The organism is Streptomyces sp. NPDC044033 (assembly GCF_056434425.1).
The window spans coordinates 14,943-35,809 of the sequence record NZ_JBWKFF010000041.1; the positions used below are offsets into that span (position 1 = coordinate 14,943).

The following is a 20,867-nucleotide window of genomic DNA, read 5'->3' on the forward strand; positions in this document are numbered from 1 at the left end:
AACGTTTCTCCTAGCGGTGGTGTGCGGGCTGCCGGGCCGCAGCCGGGCTGGGGCGGTGCGTGCTCTCGCTCAGCGGGCCGACCTGCGCGGGGGCGGTGCCCGTGCGGGCTGGCGAGACGGCGGTCGACGCCTGGGCCCGTCGCTGCTGGGCGGAGGCCGCCGCTAGGGGCGGCTCCTTCGGCGGCCCGCCGGGAGGCAGCGGATGCTCACCTGGGGGAAGGCCGTAGGCGGCATCGGCGCTGACGTTCTGGCGCGCGGCCCGCAGCGATTGCACCGCGAGCTGGGTGCGGCGTACCGGATCGCGGCCGGGCTCGGTCAGGGCGTAGAGGTGGCTGTTGGGGAGGGGTTCGAAACCGACCCGGCGGAGCAGATGGTCGGTGACGTGGTGATCGTGGGAGGGGGCGGCCACGACGCCGGCATCGGGGTGGTGGCCGATGGTGATGTGCGGAGCTTCCGCCACGAGATGTACCTCGCAGGGTCGGGGACGTGCGGGTGGCGAGGGTCCTCCCGGGAGCGGGGTTTGGCGGTGCCGGAGATTTCCGCTAGCGCCTCCGGTGGGTCCTCTCGGGACCGGGCGGCGCGGGCGTGGAAGGACTGGGCGGCGCGGTCGGTGAGACGGTGGGCGCGGCTGTGGTGGTGGAGCGGGCGCGGGCGGCCTCGGCCTGAGTCGTCCGGCCGCGACCTGTGCCTGCACGCGCGCGGGTTGCCTGGTCGATCTCGACCAGGACGTCGGCGTTGTCGGCGAAGGTGATGGCGTAGTGCCAGCCCTCGGCGTTGCGCAGGTTCTCTGACCTGTGCCGGAACTCGGCGCTCTTGGGGTGGTCGGGGAGGACCATCTCTTCCGCGTACTCCCAGGCAGCGCGCTCCTGGCGGCCCCCTTCGACTGCTTCGTGCAGGGCGGTGAGCTGCGACCTGCGGCGCGCGATGGTCTCGAAGTCGGGGTTGTCGTAGTCCTGGTGGAGGGCGCGGAAGTCCTCCTCGGCCTGGGCGAGCAGTTCGGGCCCGTGGTCGAGGAAGGGCTCGAAGGCGGCCCAGGCTTCGGCGTCCCGCTGGTGCTGGCGGGTGTCGTACCGCTCGTCGAGCGGTTCGAAGTTGTCGCCGCACAGGCTGTCGGAGACGGCGTCCCAGCCCTCCAGTGCCTTGCGCCCTCGCGCGGCGGCCTCGGCGAGTGCTGCGAGGAGGGATTCGCGGGTGGTCGGGTCGAGAGGCATCGTGTGCTCCTTCGCAAGGTCGGGGCGGGCGGTGTCGAACCCGGTGCTCGGCACCGCCCGCCTGACGTTCTGGCCGTTCAGCCGTGCATGCGGGCGTCGGTGTCGAACAGTTCGCGCTCGCGGGGGTGGAGGAGGTGTTGGGTGATGAAGCTGCGTCCTGCGACTTTCCACAGGCCGCGTCCCTTGGTGAGGGCGGAGACGGCCTGGGCCTCGACGCCGGTCAGGCCGAGCAGGGAGGCTGCTGCGGTGAGTTGGTCGGCTTCCTGGCGGTAGATGATGCGGGTGGAGCAGTCGGTGAGCAGGCCCTCGGCCAGGGCGCGGCCCCGGGAGCCCGCGTCGCCTGCGGTCAGCAGGTCGGAGAGCCGGTGGATGACCATCAAGTTCGCGATACCGAGCCCCCGGGAGAGCTTCCACTGGGACTGCATGCGCTCCAGCAGCGCGACGTGACGCATGACGCGCCAGGCTTCGTCGTAGATCACCCACCGCCGTCCGGCGTCGGGGTCGGCGAGGGCGGATTCCATCCACGCGGACGCGCACGTCATCGCCAGCACGAGCGCGGTGTCGTCCCCCGCGCCGCCCAGACGGGAGAGGTCGATGGACAGCATCGGAGCGCCCGGGTCGAAGGCGACGGTCGACTCCGCGTCGAACATCCCCGCCAGGTCCCCGTGCACCATGCGTCGCAGGGCGTGGGCGAGGTCCTCGGCAGCGGTCCCGAGGCGGCCGGAGGGCTCGCCCAGCGCGGCGTCGAGTTGGCCGGGAGAGCCGAGGACGTGTGCGATCTGCCCCAGCAGCGGTGTGTTCCCGCTGGCCTCGGCGTGCGCGACGACCTCGTCGAGGGCGACATCGAGCGCGGTGTGTTCCATCGGGTGCAGCTCGCGCCGCAGCACCGTCTTCGCCAGCGAGCCGAGGAGGAGAAGGCGGCGCTTGCGGACCTCGCCGCGCCAGTCCTCCTCGCTGGTCCCGCTCGGCCGTGCGGGGGCGTCCAGCGGGTTGAGACGTCCGGGCAGGCCGGGGCCGAGCGCGATGGTCTGGCCGCCCAGCTCGCGGGCGATGACGGTCCACTCGCCCTTCGGGTCGCAGGGGACGTAGATCTTGTAGCCGAAGGCGACGGCGCGGACCGCGAGGGACTTGGCCACGGCGGACTTGCCCATGCCGATGACCCCGGCGAGCAGGATGTTGGGGTTGGTGAATCCGTCGAGGCGGCCGTAGAGCGAGAACGGGTCGTAGCAGAATGCGGCCTCCGCGTGGACGTCACGGCCGATGTAGATGCCTTGGGCGCCCAGGCCGCCTTCGGCCAGGAACGGGTAGGCACCCGAGGCCGTCGCGGTCGTCATCCGGTGGGCGGGCAGTTTCAGGCTGCCGCCGCGGGCGGAGGCGGCACCGGGGCGTCCGGCTGCCGGGTAGGTGGCCCGCAGCTCGGGGTCGAGACCGGAGGGGGTCGTGCGGGTCTCGGGGCGGGCGGCGTCCCGGGCCTGGTCCCGGGCGGTGGCGAGGTGGGCCCGTGCGGCGCGCGCAGCTCGGCGGTCGCTCTTGGCCGGGACGAACAGCGGGCTGGCGGTGGCGCGCGTGCGTGTGGAGGGGGGCATGCTCGGTGGTGCTCCTGGTGGTCAGTGGCGGGTGAGGCCGGTGAAGGGGTCGCGCAGATCGGCCGGGGTGTGATCCCGGCGCACCCGCGCTGAGGCGGCGAGATGCCGTTGGCACACGGTGAGTTCGGGCGCACCCTCGGGAAGCCGGGCCCGGCACGACTCCCGGCCGGGCGGGCGCCCGGTATCCGGATGTGGAGCCGCGTGGAAGGCTGCGTGGAGGTGGTCGGCGGCCTGCCACAGCCGGATGCGGCACGCGCGCAGGTGATCGCCCTCGACGCCGGCCACGGGGGAGGTGCTGATGGTGTGCGCATCCAGGAGCCCGTAGAGGGCGACCAGGTGCGCGTGCAGCGAGTCCAGTTCCGCGCGGGAGGCGGCGACTGGGGCGTCGGGAAGGTTGATCGCCCGGTGGAAGTCGAGCGCAGCAGTGGCGAACGGCACGAAGTCCGAGGCCAGGTCGGGCAGGGGGTCGGTCTGCATGGGAAGGGGCCTTCGGTCGAGCACGGAACGAGGGGGCGGCGTTGGAGCCGGTTATGCCGCGAGGGCGAGGGGGAGGGCGGCGCGGGTGAAGGCTTCGGCCTGCTGCCAGGTCAGGCGGCGCAGGTCGGTCATGGTCGATACGGCGGCGGTCTCGATCGCGGCACAGGCGGAGTTGAGGTCGTCCTCGGATTCGGCGCTGACGGTCAGCAGCCCGGTGACGGCGACATCGGCGTGCCCGGCGATGAGTTGGCGTTCACGTTCCTTGACATCGGCGTACTCCACGGCGTCCTCCTCGGAGTCGACCTGTCCCTTGCGGGCCCGCTCGGCGGCATCCGCGATGACGGACGACTTCTTGCGCTGCACGTCCTTGAGCGCGGAGTCCAGCCCCTTGGGGGTGTAGGTGATCGAGAGGGTGCGGCGTACCCCAGAGGTGAACAGGAGCTGGTGCAGGAATCCCGGGCTGGTCTCGGTGCGGGGCCAGTTCTCGATCCAGAAGGTGGCGTGGTGCGCGGTGTCGGTCTGGACGCGTTCGCCCTTCTCCACCAGGACCACGGGTCCGGCAGCGGCGGGGTCGGCCTGCGGGCGTCCGGTCTGGGACCACTGGTCGAGAGCGGCGGAGGAGCCGGGGTCGTAGGCGGTCCGGATCACCGCTGCGACCTCGTTGGCGGACAGCCAGCCGCCCGGGGCGAGACCGGAGTTGCGGGCGGACTGGTCGAAGGTGGAGGTGAGCTGTGCCAGCACGGAGAAGGCGCCGGTGAGCCCACCCCCGCCCTGGTTGACCAGGCGCCGGGCGGCCTTCATATCGAGAGCCAGGGCGACGTACGCCTCGTGCGGCGCGGCTGCCGGTCCTGCGGCTTCCAGCAGGTCCCGGTAGACGGCCCCGGCCAGCGGGGTATCAGCTTCGCCGTGCTCGGTCCAGTACCGGTTGAGCGCGTCCCCGCTGTCGGGGACGGTGCGCTCCAGTACCTGGACGCGGGCGACGTGCCCGGTGCGGGCGAGCGCGGCCAGCGTGCGGCCCCAGCCGGTCACGTTCGCGGACTGGGCGGCCGGGTCCAGCAGCGCGAACGCGCGGGCCGAGACGCGGACCACCGCGGTCAGGGTGCCCGCATGCGGATCGTGGACCGCGCCGAAGTGACCGTTCGGCGCCGTGGCGACGCGGAGCGAGGCGGCCGTACCGGGCAGGTGCAGCAGCCCCTCCCGGCGCGGCCGGGTGTCGGGCCGGGCCAGCCACACCAACTGGCCCTTCGCACGGCGCAGTACGTACCGGAGGGAGATGGGTGCCCAGTCGGCCAGCGACCGGCCCCGGTGCCGCACAAAGACTCCAGCCAGGAGCAGGGCCCACAGCGGTATGAGCTTGAGCGCGCCGAGGACGCCGGAGGTGAGCAGGACCGCGAGCAGCAGCAGACCGGCGGTCGCGACACCCAGCAACTGCGGTACGGACAGGCCCATCAGCACGCCCCGGCGGGTGCGGTGGGGGAACTTCACGGTGGCCGGACCGTCGGAAGAAGAGGTCTCGGAGAACATGGCAGAGCCGTCCTTGAAAGCAGAGGAGAAGAGAGAGAAGGGGGACGGGGGCGGGCGGCCGGGCGGGGCCTGAGCCCGCCCCCGTCAGGTGAGGGTTCTAGGAGCCGGAATCACCGGGCGGGCCGGGGTAGACCCACCGCTGCGGTGTGGCACCGCCCTGCGGCGGCGGACCGCTCGATGGCGGTGATTGGCCCGCCGAAGACGGCTGGCGCATACTCCCCGTCGACCGGTGGGAGGAGCCCTGGCCACCACTGCTGGAGCGTGCGCCGGATTCCTGACCGGGTCGGCGGATGAGCGGCTGGCCCTGGTCGCCGTCGGTCGGGGGACGTCGGATGAGCGCACGGCCCTTGTCGCCTCCGGCGTCTGGGTCCTCGCCGAAGCGGAAGTGGGTCTGCTTCGGCTTGCCCTGGCCACCGGAGCCGCCGCTCGGGTCGATGCCCGAGGCGACCCCGCCGGCACCCTGGCCCGGAACCTTCGAGGGCCCTTGCGGCGCCATGCCGCCGGTCTTGGCCTGCATCGCCAACTGGCCCGCGGTCTTCGCCGCCCCGGCCGCCGTACCCACCCCGGCGACGCCGGTGCGGTGCAGGTCATCGTGTCCGCCGCCGTCTGCGGCCCAGTGCACGAACTTGTAGGTGGCGTACGGGCAGAGCAGGACGAGGACCATGACGACCATGCCGGACATGGCGTCCGAGAGCGCGGCCATGCCGCCGTCGGAGTCGGACTTGCCCATCGCGGAGACGCCGAGGAGGAAGACGATCGTCATCAACAGCTTGCTGACGATGAGCGTGGAGGTGGCCTCGGTCCAGCCCCTGCGCCAGCGCTTAGCGACCTCCCAGCCGCCGCCTGCGCCCGCGAAGACCGCGAGCGTGACGAGGACGAGGATGCCGACCTTGCGGGCGACCATGACGGCCCAGTACAAGAACGCGCCGATCGCGCAGCCGAGCGCGATGATCGCGGGTACGCCCCAGCCCAGGCCGTACATCGCCCCCAGCTCGTTCACCTTGATCACACGGCGGATCGCATCGTCGACCGAGGAGTTCGCCGCCTTGAACAGCCCGGCGGACAGGGCGTCGACCACGGTGAGGGTGACGGTGGTGCAGGCGATGGCGGCGAAGGCGAAGAAGACGCCGATCATCGTCCCGAACGCGGCCTGGGCCAGGGCGCGCTCGTCGCGGCGCCAGGCGGCGCGGGTGAGCTGGAGACAGAACGTGCCCACGGTGAGCACGAGCCCGATGGGCAGGATCAGCTCGTAATTGTGCCGGAACCACTCGGCGTTCAGGTCGACGGCGGTGGTCTTGTCCACCGCCTTGGAGGCTAGGTCGGCGGCGGACTGGGCGACCTCGCCCATGGACTTGGCGATCCACGCACCGATGCCGTCCGTGATCGCCTCACCGGTCTTCCCGGCCACACCGCCCACGGCGCCGCAGACCGAGTTCATCAGCGGAAGGTCACAGGCCCCCATCGGACACCTCCTTGCATGTTGCGGCGCGACTCACGGGGCGACCTCCGGCAGAACTCCGGACAGGGCGCACGCGTGATGGGGCCGGCACTGGACGGCGAGCGTGGTCGAGCGGGGTTCGGCTCCGGCGCCCGAGCCCTTCCAGGCGAGGGACTGCTTGCCGGTCACGGTGACCGCGTAGACGTACGCCTGCGTGATGCCGCCGGGGTCCTGGGACATGGCGGTCTTGAACGCCTCGGGGTAGTGGCCCTCGCTCACGTTGGCGGTGGCGTGCTGGTGGTTGTCGTGCATCCGCGACCACAGCGCCTTGCCCGGCACTTCACCGCTCACGGACTTCCAGTCGGCGTACTTCGCCTCGCCGGCTATCCACCGCTTGAGCCCGGCAAGGTGCTCGGCTCGGGAGAAGTGCTGGGTGTCGTATGTCCACAGCGTCTTGGTCGCCGCCTTCGCGAACTCCACCGGGTCGCCCGTGCGCGGCGGCGCGGCGACGGCCTCGTCCGCGCCCGGACGCGGTGCGGGGGAGTGCGGCGTGGCGGTGGGCTTCGGGTGGGCGTCCGCTCGTGGTTGCGGAGCCTCGGACCGGGTCAGGTAGGCGACGAAGCCGGCGAGGGCCAGCAGCACGGCCAGGATGATGCCGATCATCGCCGAGCGCCGGAGCACCGACGAGGGCGCGACGGACGAGTCCTGCGGTGAGGTGGATCGTTTCTTCAGCGTCGGCATCAGTGGACCTGCGTCCCCATCGCGGAGAAGAACGCGACGATCCCGTTCGCCGCCCCGAGAAGCAGTGCGACGCCGGCCGCGATCGTGGTGCCCTTCTTGCCGTTCTGCTCGGCCTGGTGGCCGCCGCTGTGATGGCCCCAGGCCCAGATCACCGCCGAGAGGGCCAGGGCCCCGACCGTGGCGATGATCCCGAAGAGGTTGATCGAACCGACCACCTTCTTCAACACGTCGATACCGGGCAGGCCGCCGCCCTTGGGTGAGACGCCTGGGTCGTAGGCCAGTTGCTGGAGATGCTGCGCGAGCTTCAAGGGAACTCCTGTTCGAGTCCGGGCATGCGAAAGCCCCGGAGGTCGTGCGAGAGAGAAATGAGGGAGGGGAGGAGAGGGCGCGTCAGGCGACGCGACGCGCGGCGAGGATCGAGGGACGCCACTCGGCGAGCCGGGTGATCTTGGTGACGTCACCGGTGCGCGGCACCTGCAGGATCAGGCCCTGCCCGATGTACATGCCGACGTGCTCCGGCCGGGCGGCCGTGCCGCGGGTGAAGAGCAGATCCCCCGGCTGCAGCCGCTTCGGGCTGACCGCCTTGCCCTCGGCGACCTGCGTGTACGTGGTCCGGGAGAGCGTGATGCCACCGGCCTTGTAGGACGCCTGCATCAGCGAGGAGCAGTCGCACCGGCCCATCGGGTCCTTGCCGTGCGCGTCCGCGCACGACCCGCCCCACTGGTACGGCGTCCCGAGCTGCCCCAGGCCCCACCGGATCGCCTTGCGAACTGGCTTGGGCGCCGACGCCGGGATCTTGTAGCCCTTGGGTACGGATCCCTTCGGGATCGGACCGAACGACGAGCCGTCTTCGTTACCGCACTCGCCCCCGGCGGGGGCGTCCGTCTTGTCGCCCTTCTCGGTCTCCTTGCCGGAACCGCCGCCGTCCGTAAGGGCTTTGGCGAGGGCTTTCTGCAAGGCGGTGGCCAGCGGCTCCCACTTCGCGTACGCGTCGGGGAACCCGCTCGCCTGGACCGCTTGGGCGGCCTGGGCGACGGTCATGGACTGCCAGCCCGAGACCTTCTTCAGGTGCGTGTAGAACGATGTCGCCGCGTGCACCGGATCACGGACCTGCTGTGCGGTGCCCCAGCTCTGGCTCGGCCGTTGTTGGAAGAGCCCGAGGCTGTCCCGGTCGCCGTAGGACAGGTTCCGCAGGCCCGACTCCTGCAGGGCCGTGGCCAGCGCGACCACCTGTCCCCGGGGCGGGATCTTCAGCGCGACGCCGGTGGCCTGGATCTTCTTGGCGTTCGGGACCTGCTCGGTGGGGGCATCGAGCCCGGAGACGTGGACCGAACCGGCCTTGCCGCCGTCGAGGATCGAGCGCACCTGCTTGGTGACCGCCGCAGCGTCAACGTCGCCACCCGCGTCGTCTTTTACAGGCCGCTTCGGCGCCGTGCGCACCGGCCATCGCCATCGCCAGCGGAGCGATCAGCAGCATCGGCGCGGTCACCACCGCACCGACGACCACCAGGGTCTTGTTCACGAGCGCGGACCGGCAACCGGACGGGGAACGAGCCGACCGTCTGGCCGTGGCGCCGAGCATTTCATGGGGTGCCGCATGAGTAACTCCTTGTGTGTAGGCGGAGCGGTGCGGGCGTTCTCGTCGAAAGGCCACCGGCACCGCGCCGGTCAAGAATCCGAAATCCCCTTGCAAGGGGTGGCGGAGCCGGTGGCCGGGATCTGCTAACCCCGGCCACCGGGCCGCTTTAGCGAAGAGCGGCAGTAAGCCGCGCTGGTAATCTCACGCGCCACATTCCACAGACGCCTTTCTCCGGTCAGGAGATGTTCGGCAACAAGCTGAAGCGACCGGCCCATTGGACGCCGCAACACGCATCAGCACAGCTCAACAAGGGCGGAACCGGGTCCTTCCCGATGAGCTTGCCGAGACTGTAGGGACGAATTCCGGCCGCACCAAACGAGCCGACCCAGACGCCGGTCCAGGCCGCTTCTGGCTTGGTTCGGCCGGAATCCCGCACTACTCTTCAGCGCGCATCGGCCCCAGCCCCAGAAACACCAGGGGCAATTCGCCGGGCATTCCCCTGCCACCACGTCCCCCTGCGGGGTCGGGCGTGCGTGCACCACTTCCTGAAAGAGAACCCCGTTATGCCCTACACCCTGCACCGAGGCGACGCGCTGAGCGTGCTGTCCGACCTACCAGACGCCAGCGTCGACGCCCTGATCACCGACCCGCCCTACAACTCGGGCGGACGCACCAGCTCCGAGCGCACTGGACGGACCGCGCGGGCGAAGTACACCGCTGCGGACGCCGAGCACCAGCTCGCCAACTTCCCCGGTGAGAACCGCGACCAGCGCTCCTACGGGTACTGGCTGTCGCTGCTGCTGACTGAGTCCTACCGGGCCACCGTGGAGTGCGGCACCGCGCTGGTCTTCACCGACTGGCGCCAACTGCCCACCACCACCGATGCATTGCAGGCCGCGGGGTGGACGTGGCGGGGGATCGCCTCCTGGCACAAGCCGGTCTCCCGCCCGCAGAAGGGACGGCTCAAGCAGTCCTGCGAGTACATCGTCTGGGGCACCAAGGGCCCCGTCGACGCGAACCGCAACCCCGTCTACCTCCCCGGCCTCTACACCGCCAGCCAGCCCCGCAAGGGACGCGTCCACATCACGCAGAAGCCGGTCGAGGTGATGCAGGAGCTGGTGAAGATCTGCCCCGAGGCCGGCATCGTCCTGGACCCCTTCGCCGGATCGGGCTCAACCGGCGTTGCCGCCCTGCGCGAAGGCCGACAGTTCGTCGGTATCGAGCTGTCCGATCACTACGCCGACATCGCCGAACAGCGCATGGCCGAAGAACTGACCCAGGACGACTTCGGCCTCGCCGGACCCGAGGAGTGACCCCCGGCGAGAGACCGAGGAGGAAGGCAGAACGCGCGAAGGGGCGGTCGCACACCCGATACGGGTACGCGACCGCCCCTTTCGCGCGGCTTGGTCAGGAGGCCGCGATGCTCCGCAGGATCAAGCCCTCGGCTCGCTCCAGGTCGGCGCGCGAGCGCAAGCTCACCTCGACCCCCGAGATGCCGAGACGGCCGATCTCGGTCACGTCGCGGGTGAAGCCCTCCTCCAGCTCCACCGTCGCCGGGTCCAGCTTCAGGTTCACCGCCACGACCTCCTTGCGCGGCAGCACTCGCACCGAGGCGAACTTCTGCAACCGCCGGTAGGTCAAGTAGTGCTGCTGCGGCTCCATCCACGCCCCCTCCGGCAGCAGCAGCCGCTCATCGACCGCGCCGAACAACTCCCGCACCGTCGCCGGAGCACCCTCCAGCCGCTGCTGCGGCACGCTCACCGCCGACACTGCCGTGCTCGAAACGGTCGGTGCCTTGGCGCGAGGAGAAGGCCCTCTCGCGCCGGCGACCGAGGCGATCAGCCGCAGCGTGAGGACGTCGTCGAAGACCCGGTAGGAGACCAGGTCGATCCGACGGTCGATCTCCTCGACCGCCACCGTGTCGTGGTACGTGAACTCCCCGGCCACGCACACCACCCGCGGGTTGCTCCAGTCCACCGCCCCGGCCGTCTCCGCACCGAGGCGGTCGGCGACCAGCCGCTCGAACTCGTGGTGGTGATCCCGCAACCACACCAGATACGACAACGCCTGGTTGATCACGTTCTGATCCCGCGACCGCTTGTACTCCACGATCACCGGAGTCCCGCTCTCATCCAGCCCCAGCGAATCTACCCGGCCCCGGTGCCGCCGACCGGTCCGGTACTCCGAGGCCAGGAACCGGATGCCGAGCATCGCCTCCATGTTGCCTTCGATCAGCGACTGCAACTCCCGCTCCACCGCTACCGAGGCACCCGGAATCTCCGTCGCCCGGCGACCTTGGACCCGGAAGACCTTCAGGTCGCCCATGCACTCCTCCCTGCTCCAGCACGATCACTGCAGGCGAGAATCGACACGGCTGCCCGGTTATTCCCGGGGAAGGGTCACTCGGGCAGCGCTGAGGTAGGCAGGAGTAGCCAAGGTCCGCCTCATCCGCTCGGGTGGTTCTGGCCTGGACACGCACTCAGGAGGTTGCGCCATCGCCATCCATCACGGTTCCCTGCTGCCACCTGGCTGTGCGAGGCGGCCAGTTTCGGGCGCCCTGAACCGACCCTGGTGCCGTCGGAGAACCCCTCCTCGTTCACCATTCACGCCAGCCGCTTGTTGTTCTTCACGCGCTTTCTGCCGGGTCGGGGCAGTAGGGAAGGAGTGCGTGATGTTCATCGAGCAGCACATCGTCACTGTCCGGCGTCAGTTCACCGGCGAGAGCCTTGAAGGGGCGCGGCTTCGGCTTCGGGAGCTAGCTGACTGGTCCGCGCCGGTCCCGGCAGCAGCGAACAGCGACCAGGAGCGGTTGGAGTCGCACCTCCTCCAGGCTTTCAGCGCGGGGCATGGGCGGTACCCCTTGGGCATCAGCGAGATCATCCCTTCCCCCGACAGGCTCGTCCTGCGCCTGGAGTCGCCCGAACTTCTCAGCGCAGTGCTTCCGCTGCTCCCCTATCGGGACGGGCGCAGGGCTCGGCACGGGGTAGTAGACCTACGTGCAGAGGCCAAGCGCGGGGGCATCCAACTGCTCCTTGGAGGAGCCTGGGGCGGCAGGGTCCTGCTAGCTGGACCACGGCGGACCTGCGACTTCGCCTCCGTCCTGCTGGCGCACCGGGAAGCGGTGGAGGCTCGGCGGCACGTACCGCTGTGGACCGAGGACACCCCTCACGACCCACCGCCGCTCCATTTGCGAAGGAGCCGTCCGGCGCGGCCGAAGAATCGAACGACTCGCGGTCGAAGTGTGGACGTACACGCCGCCAGCTCCGGCCTGGCCAGCGCCGTGCTGCGTCGACTGCACCTCTGGGTACGACTGACCAACGATGGCACCGTGGCGATCACCAGCCAGCCCCAGGCTGAAGGCAGCGGCCTGGCCTGGACGGTGGAACGCCTCCTGCCACCAGGAGACAACCTCCACGACGACGCAGTTGCCCTCGTCCTCACCGACCCAGTGGCCGGCCCCGGGATGGCCGCCGACATCAACGGGCATAGCTGCAACGAAGAGGAATGTGCCCAAACCTTCGACTCAGGTCGCCTCACCGTCCGCGCGGTGAGGCGCAAAGACACCACCCCGGCCCGGCAGCGGATCCGCGCCTGCTCCACCCCGGCGGTACTCCACGAACGACAGACCGATGGCCGCACAACGGGCGAAGCCCAGAGAGGCCACGTCCTTCAACTGGTCAGCACCGTGCGCGACGAACGCGCGGTGTTGGACGCCGCCAAGCAGCTCGCCGCAGCCTGGGCGCTTCATGGCGCGATTGTGATGGTGCTGGAAGTCGAGCACCGAAAAGGGAAGATCACCTGGCAGCGTTCCCGGTTGGCGGGCGGGTCAGGAGCCATGTTTACCGGCACGGCCGACCCCTTCAACGACGACTTCGAAGCCGAGATTACCGACGCCCGACAGCACTTCGACCACATCATCATGGTCAAGCACCAGGTGATCGACCTGCCCGCAGCCGCCATCTCCCCCTTCGCTGATGACCACGTCGTCGTGGCCAACGGCACCTTTCCGAAGGAGACCAAGAGCACCAGGGCGCAGGACGGGAAACTGCAGCGTCACGCCACCGCCCTCACGCCCTCCGAGTCCGCAATGGCATGGATGCACAGCGAGCTGTCGCGATTCCCGTACGCCGAGATGCCCATGGCCGGCTTGCTCCTCCAGCGTGGCGTCGACGAGCGAGACCCCGACTCCTTCGACTGCAGCGTCGACTCCGAACTGGCCCGACACGGGATGCCGGTGCTGGGTCGCCTCCCCCAGGCGAGAACGCTCGCCGCCCGGCGTACGGTGCTTGACGACGTTCCGGACGACCAGCGGGACTTCGTGATGCGCCAGAGCGCTCAGATCAGGGAGAGCCTCGGCCCAGCAAGAGCAGATGGAGAAGCAATCACCGCCGCGCTGCGCCAGATGATGGATCTGTAGACGCCGCGTGCAGCTCGGCCCCTCCGCGACCGACGTACCCGGTGTCGCCGCTGTTCGGCCGCCTCTGACTCGGAAGATCTTCAGGTCGCCCAAGGGCTCCTCCCCGCTCCGGCACGATCACTGCCAGGCGAGAACCGAAGCGGCGACCAGATCATTCCTCATCGGATCTGGCCTGGCCGGCCCGCTCGTAGTGGTCCTCCGCTGGAAGCGCTTCCCCGCCGCACAGCGGGCACCGCCTGAGTGACCGGCCGCGCGTCTTCACGGCAGCACCGCCCTCACACAGTGGGCATGTGTGCCCAACGCCGCTCCATCGACCTCCACTGACACGTGCGACAATTGATGGGCTGCTGGGTTGAACTCGACTCCCGAGCCTGTTAAGTCCATCGCAATCGGCATGATCGTCGCCACCACCCTCTATGCCTCACTCAACTTCTCAGAGGGCGTTAAGTCCCGTTCCTGGTGATGTGGTGTCGCTCGTTCGTGGGTGATGGGAGGGTTCTGTCCTCACATCATGTCGTGTGCATGATGGGATCGCGGGCATGGAACGGATGCCGTACGCGACCGACTTGTCCGACGGGCAGTGGGCGTTGATCGAGCCGCTGGTCACCGGGTGGAAGCAGGAGCGGGTGGCGCGGTCGGCGACCGGGGCCCCGGGTTCCTGCGACCTGCGGGAGGTCGTGAACGCGCTGCTCTACCAGAACAGGACGGGCTGTCAGTGGCGGCTCCTGCCGCACGATCTCCCGGCCTGGTCGGCGGTGTTCTACTACTTCACCCTGTGGCGTCAGGACGGTCTTGACCAGCGAATCCAGGAGATCCTGCGCTGCCAGGTGCGGGAGCGGTCCAGACGATTAGAGGACCCGTCCCTGGTGATCATCGACACCCAGTCGGTCCGCGTGGCGGCCGGGGTGCCGAAGGAGACGACGGGACTGGACGTGAACAAGAAGACGCCCGGCAGGAAGCGAGGGCTCGCCGTGGACGTCATGGGTCTGATCATCGGCGTGGTGGTCCTGGCCGCGAGCGCCCACGACAACGAGGCCGGCATCGCCCTGCTGGACCAGGCGGCCGAACGATGCGGAATGCGCCTGGAAAAGGTCCTGGTCGACCAGGGCTTCAAGGACGCCGTGATCATCCACGGGGCGGTGAAGGACATCACCGTCGAGGTGGTCCGGCGCAACCCCGACGACAAGGGCCGGGGCTTCGTTCCGCAACCGAAGCGGTGGGTGGTCGAGCAGGTCAACGGCACCCTCATGCTGCACCGGCGCCTGGCCCGCGACTACGATCACCGGCCCGACAACGCGGCCTCCCGCGTCTACTGGGCCTCCACCGCCGGCATGCTCCGCCGCCTTACCACCGCTGCCCCCGCCTGGCGTGACGACGTGGAGCTGGCCGCGTGAACGTCCACGAACTCCTGCGGCTGCTGCAGACCGAACACGATGACACCGTTGCGCGAGCCGACCACCTGCGCGAGCAGATCGAACGGCTCACCACCGACCTCGTCGAGACCGAAGCCCGCCTGACCGAGCTCACCGCGACCCGCAAGGTCATCGACGGCCTCACCCCTCCCGATCGCGCAACAGCCCCCGCGGAGACCACCACCGCCACCGTCTACCAGCGCATCGTGACCGCTTTCAACGAGCACCCCGCGAAGGTATTCCGTGTCCACGACCTGCACGAACACCTCGGCCTACCCACCAACGAGCCTTCGGTCAACGTCACCCGCTCCCGCCTGGGACGACTCACTCGTCAGGGCTTCCTCACCCAGCCCGGACGCGGCCGCTACCAGAAACGGACTTAACGCCCTCTCAGAGCGCACCTTCCCCCACCTCGCTCCCCGGTCCGGCGCAGGTGACACGAGACCGTCGGTGTGCTCGACAGACCGGCAGCATCGGCCAGCTCCCGCATCGTCGGATACCCCCCAGCTCGGCCACGAACTCACCCGCCGCCCGCACAATCCGCTCCTGCTGACCAGACAGCCCGCTTATCCCGCCGCTCCGGCCCGACCGGCACCCTCCCGAGCCCGTCTGCGCAGCTCAGCTCAGGCCACCGGATCGCCCCCCGGACGCCAGGTCGAAGCCGGGGTGCCAGACAACCCGGGCCTCCAGCCACAACAACCGGCGACGTACGGTCGTGGCATCGCGCGAATGCTGTTCCAGCACCGAGTACACGCGGTTCCGGGCGCAGTTCGCGCACGCCCCAGGTACGCGTGTGCCGCTCGGCCGGTTCGGTGAAGATCGATGGGGGGCGTCCAGCCATCACCCCTGGGGCAGTGAGCGAGCGTCCGTGAACCCGGAGTGGTCGCTTGGGCCGGGAGGCTCAGGCCACAGGCGGCGGGCGAGAGCGAGCGCCGCAGTGGTCATCTGCGCGTGGGAAATTCGGTCGGTTTCGGGATCCAGGACGGTGGGCGGATGCGAGCTGTGCCCAGCACCGTGGACGATCGGACCGCTGTCGGGGAAACGACCCAGCACAGGGGTTCCGTAGCGGGCGAGTTGGTTCTCGACGGCCTGGTCGAACTCGTCGAGCGGTGCCACGTCCCTATAGCGCGGGGAGAGGAGAAGCATCCCAGCCAACGAGTGCTTCGGAGCCCGCCACCCCAGCTCCTGCTGCCGCCACTGGATAGCAGATTCGGCCGGCGTCAACGCTTCGGTGACGGCTTCCCGGCCGGGGTCGGAGGGGAGCCGGATGTGCCGTTCGTAGGGCTCGGCCCGGTGCACGAGAACACGCATGTCGGCCTGCTGGTTGAGAGGGTCCAGGTCCGCGAGCCAGCCGGATCGCCCGACAAGGAAGACGCGGTCGAAGGCCCGTCGCGCCTCTGCCACGGTCGAAGCAACGACTTCATCGTCGTCGGGAATGGTTAGCGTCCACAGCTCACCGGGCGGCGGAGCGATACGCAGCCGCCGCCACCCTGCAACGGTCTTCGGGACCTGGCTGGTGGCCCACGGGGGCTTTCCGGGGTCGCTGAAGAGACGCCAGCGGTCCCGTTCGCCAACCTGCACGAGCGCGGTGACCAGTCCCTGGGCTGTCCAGACGGCCGCAATCTGCTCGGCCACTCCTGCAAGCTCTTCCTGGTGTGCGCCGTGCTGAGGCGCTGGGGTGAGATGGAGAATGGCGCCGCTGCGCTGACGTTCCGACGGAACCGGTAGACAGGAGCCGGACGACGGTCGGCTGACGTTGCGGCGATCGCCGACCACCGACAACGGTTGTGGAGAGAACACGTCGTGGGGCGGACGGGACGACATGTGACGGCTGTGCACCGTCAGTACGCCCCTCCAGCCCCACACCCCCGCGCGCGGCGCCATGCGTACCGTGCACACTTCGGCACTACACGCGTGCTCCAGCACGTTCAGGCCGTAGCCCACGATGTCGTCCGTAAGCACCTCGATCATCCGGGCCTCATCGAAGTAACCACCAGCCACCGAACGGTCTACGACCCAGTCCAGGCCGTAGTCCGCCACCCGCGTGCTCAGCCGCACCCCGGCGTAACCGGCGAGACTGTCCCACAGACGCGGACGCCGCAGCAGCGCACTGCCCAACCCGTGGGAAAAGCCGAGCCGCCGCACGAGGCTGCGCGAGACCGGCTCCTGGCGCTTCGGCCCCGCCTCCGGATGCTGCGGGTCCCACTGCGGGCTATGGCCCGCCGCGATCACCTGCGCTTCGTGAGCGGCCAGAAGCGCCGCCATGTCTTCTCCGTGCGGTCCTGCTACCCACACCGTCGGCTCCGTCGACCGCCACGACCGAGACCGTTCGTGCACCCAGGACCGGAATCCGAACCGCAACCGCGGGCCATCCACCCGGACGGTCAGCCCGCGTACTCCGCGCCACGCCCCCTTCTTCGGGCGGTGGGGGAGCAGGGTGAACAGGGCCTGCACATCCTCGGTGCGCTCCAGCCGCAGCACCAGCCCCTCATCTACGGGCTTGGCCTCCCGAACTCCGAACGGCCGCGTCTGCCCCTCGACGCGACCCAGTTCGGTGGCGAGCACGGACTCCAGCAACTCCTGCTCGGCTGAAGCGTCAGGCAGGAGCCTGTCGAAGCGCTGGAGCGCGGCGGTGCGCTGTCGGGCGCCTTCCAGGGGCTCACCGGTGAGCTGGGCGGCGGCGTTGCTGATCTGGTCGAGGCTGTACACGGGGTGCTCCTTCCGAACCGCCCCCCGACCCGGGCAGCGAAGGTGCATTCCAGCACAGCAGTAGAACGAAACAACGAAGGATACGAACGACGTAGGTTCTCTGCCGATGCCCAGCGGTCGGGTAGGCATCCAGAACTGGCCGCGTCCGAGGCCAGGCAGAAGCGAGGCTAGCTCCTGCAGGCGTCCGGCTGCAACGACAGCACGAGCCGATCCCTCTGTAGAGGTACGACAACCGACCGGTCCACGCCGAAACACTGCCCCAGCCAGCCCTTGCTTGGACAGCGACTGGACGGACGCTCTTGGACGGTGCAACACGAGCGCGAAGCAGGTGGACGGGTGCACATGCGCTGATCAGGCACGATGTCACTCTGCGGCACCAGCGGTCACGAGCCAGCACGAACGCCCGTGTGCTCGTAATGCGTAGGTCTCGGGTTCGAATCCCGAAGGCGGCTCTGTGAAAGCCTCAGGACTCACTCGCCGTGACCTGGGGCTTTTGCTTTTTTCGCCCCCTGCGTCGGCCGACATAGCCTCCCCGGTTCGTGCCACCAAATCCAAGGGGTGCGCGAGGGGAGCGCATCAGCGCAGACTTTGTGCGCGGGAGTGCGCGAGGGATGGTGCGGTAGCGCCGTCGAAAGGCGTGGGAAGGCTTCTTGGTGAGCAGGCCGGTTTTGTGGAAACGTTCCAACCCGCACTTCTAGGCTGGGTCGGTGGCAGATCGATTGGACATCCTCCCGTTCAAGACCCTGGTGACGCAGGCGGGTGCCGTGTTGCTGACGCACGGAGTCGAGGTCGAGGCGACATCGGTGCGGGGCGTCGCGGAGCACCTCGTCGAGGCCATGGCTCAGCAGGTGGGCATGGACCATGAAGAAGCTGTCCATCTGGTGACCCCGGAAGCCGTCGCGGATATCATCATGAAGGCGGCGAGTGAAGATGACCAAGGAGTCTCTGGCCCGCACGTGGTGCGCCCGGTGCGGATCGACGACCGTACGGTCAGCGCCCCGGTCGAGTTGCTCGGCCACTTGGTCATGGCTGCTTCGCAGGCCGGCAAGTACGCCGGCCTCAACGATGACGGAGCGGCTGCGGCTCACCTCCTGGATCTCGCTACCGAGATTGGCGCGGCCCTCGTGAGGGACCATGCTGATGGGGCAGCGGAGATCTCCATGGGAGTGCTCGACGAACTGGCCGAGTTGGTGGACTCGGTGGCTGACCGTGTCGAGACGAGCGGTTGGAGCATCTGTCCCTGTGGCGATGACCACGACCAACGCTCGGTGGATGTCGGCACGGTCACGGTCATGCGTCACCATGCTGCTCTGGCTCGCGGCCTCCGGGGGCAGGCCGATGGCTAGCCTCGTCAGCGCGCGATGAAGAGTTCAGCACAGAGCCCGCATGGGCCAGAAGCGGCGCATGAGAGGGTACTGGACTCGCTACGAGAAGTGTGACGACTTCAGCAGCACCGCCGCGTCATCGAGGACCAGCAACCCGGCAGATACGCCGTGGGGTTCGTAGACGGCTCCCGGAATCCGTGCCGGTGATCGAGTCAGGATGTCTGCCACATGCGAGGCGTCGGTCCGTTCTCGTTTCGCCTGCCACGCCATTTGCGGCCAATTCCGGTCGGGGGCTGGTTCGTTCCACGCTGGCCTGATGCCGAGTTTGTACCAGAGCACCATGGCGCGGGTCATTAGCGCGCTGCGCAGGGGAGCGCAGGGCCGGGCTTCCCAGTGAGCGGCCAAGGCGGCTTCTTCGGGGGAGATCTCGGTGCGAGTCCACAGGATCTCCGTCACCTCTGGGTCGGTGTGCCATCGCGTCTCGCCCCTGAGTTGTTGCCGGAAATCTCGGCGCGTGCGGCCCTTGGAGGAATGGGAGTCGATGAGATCCAGACGGCCACCGGTGGGAAGGTGCACGAAACGCAGCCGGCGCTTGTTCAAGCCTTCCAGCCGGAGCCCGGGGATCCCAGACACCTGCCCTTCGCCGTGGAGCAGCGGCATCAGCCGCGCGGCGATGCGGCAGGCGGTGTTGGTGTGGACGTCGAGTTGAGCGGGACGCGAAACGATCGCGTTCGCGTAACTACACACGTCGGAAAGGCACACCCCTGGGAGAGAGTCGAACGGATGTCGCGCACTGGAGTTGCTCATCAGACACGTGGCCAGCATGGCCTGGAAGACCTGCTGCCTGGGCTCGGCGCTGTCGAGCACCGGGCGGCCGACGTCATCGCGCTCGACAGCGCGCTGGTCCACATAGAGGTAGTCCTCAAGGACCTTGCGCAGGGCGCGGTCGTTCTTGTGCGGGGACACGGACAACCCGTTCCGCAGCCGATCACCCGGGCTGAACTCGACCGCTGGTCACAGGGCCGTACAGGACAATACGAAGGAAGCGCATAAGCGCGGGACCGGGCATCACACCCTGGAGGCCTATCCGCAGGTCCGCCCGGGCAGACCGCCAGCCTGTGGGCTGTCCCAGCCCGTGGAGAAGAATCTAACCGACCGTCGGCCACAGCCGACGTTCGCCACGGACAGAACAACCCCTTCAGGCTAACGCCCCATCAGCATCCCCGGCGGGAGGAAATTCCAGCTCAGTGGCCTGATCGGTCCCTGTTGTGGTGCCGTGGCATCACGCGGCCCAGCCAGCTCGGATCGGCACCGGCACGCTGCAGGGCTCGGTAGGTGTCCTGCGAGTCGCACCAGGTACCCATGGCTCGGAACCGCACCTGAAGCGAACCAGGTCGGTTTGTGGGACTGCTGAACTCGACGGTGCACTGCCGGTCGTAGTGGGGATCCGCCCATGACGCGTCGCACTCGCAGTGAAGCTTGTCGACCGGCAGGTCCATGCCCCAATTCGGGTCCGTCAGGTGATCGACGAGCACGTTGTGGGCTGGCCTGACTCTCGGATCGTGCTTGAGCTCGAGCCGCCACTGGTCCCACGTCACCCAGTAACGCGTGCAGTACGCGGTACTCACCTCGTGGAACAGTCCGGTCCGGCGCAGTAGGCCGCTTGGCAGCCAAGATGCTTCCGTGATGGCCTCGGACATCTCGGCGTGCTCTTGGTGGAAGGCAATCTCCGGTTCAGTCAGCTCGGCTTCGTTCCAGCATGGCCGGTACCCGTCGGCTTCCAGCAGTGCATGGCGCTCGGCAACCAGAGACGCCCAGTTGCTGTTGCCGCCGGACGTGAGGATCACGCTCGCCTTGGTTCCGGCGAGAGACAGATGCAGGCTTTCCCTACTGGCTTGCGTGATCCGAACACCCGGTACACCGAGTACCCGGACGTCGTCCTCGGTCTGTTCCGCCTCGGGAAGTTCTGCCGGCAACAACCCTTCCAAGGCATGGGCTACCAGCGGATAGTCGTGCCGGGTCGAGGACGCGTCGAGCGAAAGGGCGACGCTGTCGTGGCGTGGGACGACGGAACCGATCCCGATGGGATGCGCGAAGTAGTCGACATCTCCCCGCAGGTGCTCGAACACCAGGGCTTCGAGAAGGCGTTGGGCGCCGGTGGCTTCTGCGATGCGCGGCCGGCCGACGGGCTGGTCCTCCAGGAACTCGCGTGCGTGAGGCCTGTGTAGCGGTGAAGGCGCTTGGCGTTGTGGTCGGCGTATCCGTGCGGCATGTCTGTCCTTCTCGCGCGAGCTGCCGACCCAGCACGGCAGATACGAGAGCAGACTGCTTCGACACGGTGCTGTGGGAACTGCTAGAGGTCATTAATGGTTGGGGTTACGGGGGTTCGAGGTCCAAGCCGGTCTTGGCGAGGTAGCCCTCGACGAGGCCGGGATGGTGCTGCATTCG

At 68.9% G+C, this 20,867-nt stretch carries 17 protein-coding genes and 1 pseudogene; 5 read left to right on the forward strand and 13 right to left on the reverse strand.

Going from position 1 to position 20,867, the window contains the following annotated elements:
- Positions 1 to 10: 10 nt before the first annotated feature.
- The 9 genes and pseudogenes from AC07AB_RS38925 to AC07AB_RS38965 form a co-directional block, all read right to left on the reverse strand.
- Positions 11 to 460 carry a hypothetical protein gene (locus AC07AB_RS38925; RefSeq protein ID WP_478577133.1) on the reverse strand — a complete coding sequence of 150 codons (450 nt, stop codon included), beginning with the start codon at positions 458 to 460 and terminating at the stop codon, positions 11 to 13.
- Between the two features lie 82 nt (positions 461 to 542).
- A complete protein-coding gene (locus AC07AB_RS38930) occupies positions 543 to 1,211 on the reverse strand; it encodes a hypothetical protein (RefSeq protein ID WP_478577134.1) in 669 nt (222 codons plus the stop codon).
- A 77-nt stretch (positions 1,212 to 1,288) separates the two neighbouring features.
- A complete protein-coding gene (locus AC07AB_RS38935) occupies positions 1,289 to 2,797 on the reverse strand; it encodes an ATP-binding protein (RefSeq protein WP_478577137.1) in 1,509 nt (502 codons plus the stop codon).
- A gap of 21 nt (positions 2,798 to 2,818) precedes the next feature.
- Positions 2,819 to 3,274, reverse strand: a complete 456-nt coding sequence (locus AC07AB_RS38940) for a DUF6238 family protein (protein ID WP_478577139.1) — start codon at positions 3,272 to 3,274, stop codon at positions 2,819 to 2,821.
- 51 nt (positions 3,275 to 3,325) lie between these two features.
- Complete coding sequence (locus AC07AB_RS38945; protein ID WP_478577141.1) at positions 3,326 to 4,798, reverse strand: SCO6880 family protein; 1,473 nt, start codon at positions 4,796 to 4,798, stop codon at positions 3,326 to 3,328.
- A 97-nt stretch (positions 4,799 to 4,895) separates the two neighbouring features.
- Positions 4,896 to 6,260 (reverse strand): SCO6881 family protein, encoded by a 1,365-nt coding sequence (locus AC07AB_RS38950; protein WP_478577143.1) that lies wholly within the window; start codon positions 6,258 to 6,260, stop codon positions 4,896 to 4,898.
- A gap of 30 nt (positions 6,261 to 6,290) precedes the next feature.
- Positions 6,291 to 6,977: a hypothetical protein gene (locus tag AC07AB_RS38955; protein WP_478577145.1), complete on the reverse strand. Its 687-nt coding sequence runs from the start codon at positions 6,975 to 6,977 to the stop codon at positions 6,291 to 6,293.
- Positions 6,977 to 7,285 carry a DUF6112 family protein gene (locus AC07AB_RS38960; protein WP_478577147.1) on the reverse strand — a complete coding sequence of 103 codons (309 nt, stop codon included), beginning with the start codon at positions 7,283 to 7,285 and terminating at the stop codon, positions 6,977 to 6,979. The genes AC07AB_RS38955 and AC07AB_RS38960 overlap by 1 nt, the downstream gene beginning before the upstream one ends.
- Before the next feature lie 82 nt (positions 7,286 to 7,367).
- A pseudogene (locus AC07AB_RS38965) lies at positions 7,368 to 8,499 on the reverse strand (C40 family peptidase).
- Between the two features lie 620 nt (positions 8,500 to 9,119).
- Here AC07AB_RS38965 and AC07AB_RS38970 point away from each other — a divergent pair.
- A complete protein-coding gene (locus tag AC07AB_RS38970) occupies positions 9,120 to 9,869 on the forward strand; it encodes a DNA-methyltransferase (RefSeq protein ID WP_478577150.1) in 750 nt (249 codons plus the stop codon).
- A 94-nt stretch (positions 9,870 to 9,963) separates the two neighbouring features.
- On the opposite strand, the gene AC07AB_RS38975 is transcribed toward AC07AB_RS38970, so the two are convergent.
- The gene (locus AC07AB_RS38975) at positions 9,964 to 10,881 is read right to left on the reverse strand and encodes a DUF5655 domain-containing protein (protein WP_478577152.1); all 918 of its coding nucleotides are present in this window, start codon (positions 10,879 to 10,881) and stop codon (positions 9,964 to 9,966) included.
- A 1,003-nt stretch (positions 10,882 to 11,884) separates the two neighbouring features.
- On the opposite strand from AC07AB_RS38975, the gene AC07AB_RS38980 reads away from it, so the two are divergent.
- From AC07AB_RS38980 to AC07AB_RS38990, 3 genes are all read left to right on the forward strand, one after another.
- Complete coding sequence (locus AC07AB_RS38980; protein WP_478577154.1) at positions 11,885 to 12,973, forward strand: hypothetical protein; 1,089 nt, start codon at positions 11,885 to 11,887, stop codon at positions 12,971 to 12,973.
- A 539-nt stretch (positions 12,974 to 13,512) separates the two neighbouring features.
- Positions 13,513 to 14,367 (forward strand): IS5 family transposase, encoded by an 855-nt coding sequence (locus AC07AB_RS38985; protein ID WP_478577157.1) that lies wholly within the window; start codon positions 13,513 to 13,515, stop codon positions 14,365 to 14,367.
- Entirely contained in the window at positions 14,364 to 14,768 is a 405-nt protein-coding gene (locus AC07AB_RS38990) for a hypothetical protein (RefSeq protein ID WP_478577158.1), read from the forward strand. Before AC07AB_RS38985 ends, AC07AB_RS38990 begins: the two co-directional genes overlap by 4 nt.
- Before the next feature lie 457 nt (positions 14,769 to 15,225).
- Here the strand turns inward: AC07AB_RS38990 and AC07AB_RS38995 are convergent, their stop codons facing one another.
- A complete protein-coding gene (locus AC07AB_RS38995; RefSeq protein WP_478577160.1) occupies positions 15,226 to 17,094 on the reverse strand; it encodes a hypothetical protein in 1,869 nt (622 codons plus the stop codon).
- A gap of 707 nt (positions 17,095 to 17,801) precedes the next feature.
- Here AC07AB_RS38995 and AC07AB_RS39000 point away from each other — a divergent pair.
- On the forward strand, positions 17,802 to 18,440 hold the full coding sequence (locus AC07AB_RS39000; protein ID WP_478577163.1) for a hypothetical protein: 639 nt from the start codon (positions 17,802 to 17,804) through the stop codon (positions 18,438 to 18,440).
- 78 nt (positions 18,441 to 18,518) lie between these two features.
- On the opposite strand, the gene AC07AB_RS39005 is transcribed toward AC07AB_RS39000, so the two are convergent.
- Together AC07AB_RS39005 and AC07AB_RS39010 are read right to left on the reverse strand one after the other, a co-directional pair.
- Positions 18,519 to 19,385, reverse strand: a complete 867-nt coding sequence (locus AC07AB_RS39005) for a hypothetical protein (protein WP_478577166.1) — start codon at positions 19,383 to 19,385, stop codon at positions 18,519 to 18,521.
- A gap of 278 nt (positions 19,386 to 19,663) precedes the next feature.
- Positions 19,664 to 20,548, reverse strand: coding sequence for a hypothetical protein (locus tag AC07AB_RS39010; protein ID WP_478577168.1), 885 nt, complete (start codon positions 20,546 to 20,548; stop codon positions 19,664 to 19,666).
- Between the last annotated feature and the right edge of the window lie 319 nt (positions 20,549 to 20,867).

What these genes read in the sequence shown, in the direction of transcription:
- AC07AB_RS38930 (WP_478577134.1), bottom strand. Translation starts at nt 1,211, where the DNA reads ATGCCTCTCGACCCGACCACCCGCGAATCCCTCCTCGCAGCACTCGCC.
- AC07AB_RS38935 (WP_478577137.1), bottom strand. Translation starts at nt 2,797, where the DNA reads ATGCCCCCCTCCACACGCACGCGCGCCACCGCCAGCCCGCTGTTCGTC.
- AC07AB_RS38940 (WP_478577139.1), bottom strand. Translation starts at nt 3,274, where the DNA reads ATGCAGACCGACCCCCTGCCCGACCTGGCCTCGGACTTCGTGCCGTTC.
- AC07AB_RS38945 (WP_478577141.1), bottom strand. Translation starts at nt 4,798, where the DNA reads ATGTTCTCCGAGACCTCTTCTTCCGACGGTCCGGCCACCGTGAAGTTC.
- AC07AB_RS38950 (WP_478577143.1), bottom strand. Translation starts at nt 6,260, where the DNA reads ATGGGGGCCTGTGACCTTCCGCTGATGAACTCGGTCTGCGGCGCCGTG.
- AC07AB_RS38955 (WP_478577145.1), bottom strand. Translation starts at nt 6,977, where the DNA reads ATGCCGACGCTGAAGAAACGATCCACCTCACCGCAGGACTCGTCCGTC.
- AC07AB_RS38970 (WP_478577150.1), top strand. Translation starts at nt 9,120, where the DNA reads ATGCCCTACACCCTGCACCGAGGCGACGCGCTGAGCGTGCTGTCCGAC.
- AC07AB_RS38975 (WP_478577152.1), bottom strand. Translation starts at nt 10,881, where the DNA reads ATGGGCGACCTGAAGGTCTTCCGGGTCCAAGGTCGCCGGGCGACGGAG.
- AC07AB_RS38985 (WP_478577157.1), top strand. Translation starts at nt 13,513, where the DNA reads ATGGAACGGATGCCGTACGCGACCGACTTGTCCGACGGGCAGTGGGCG.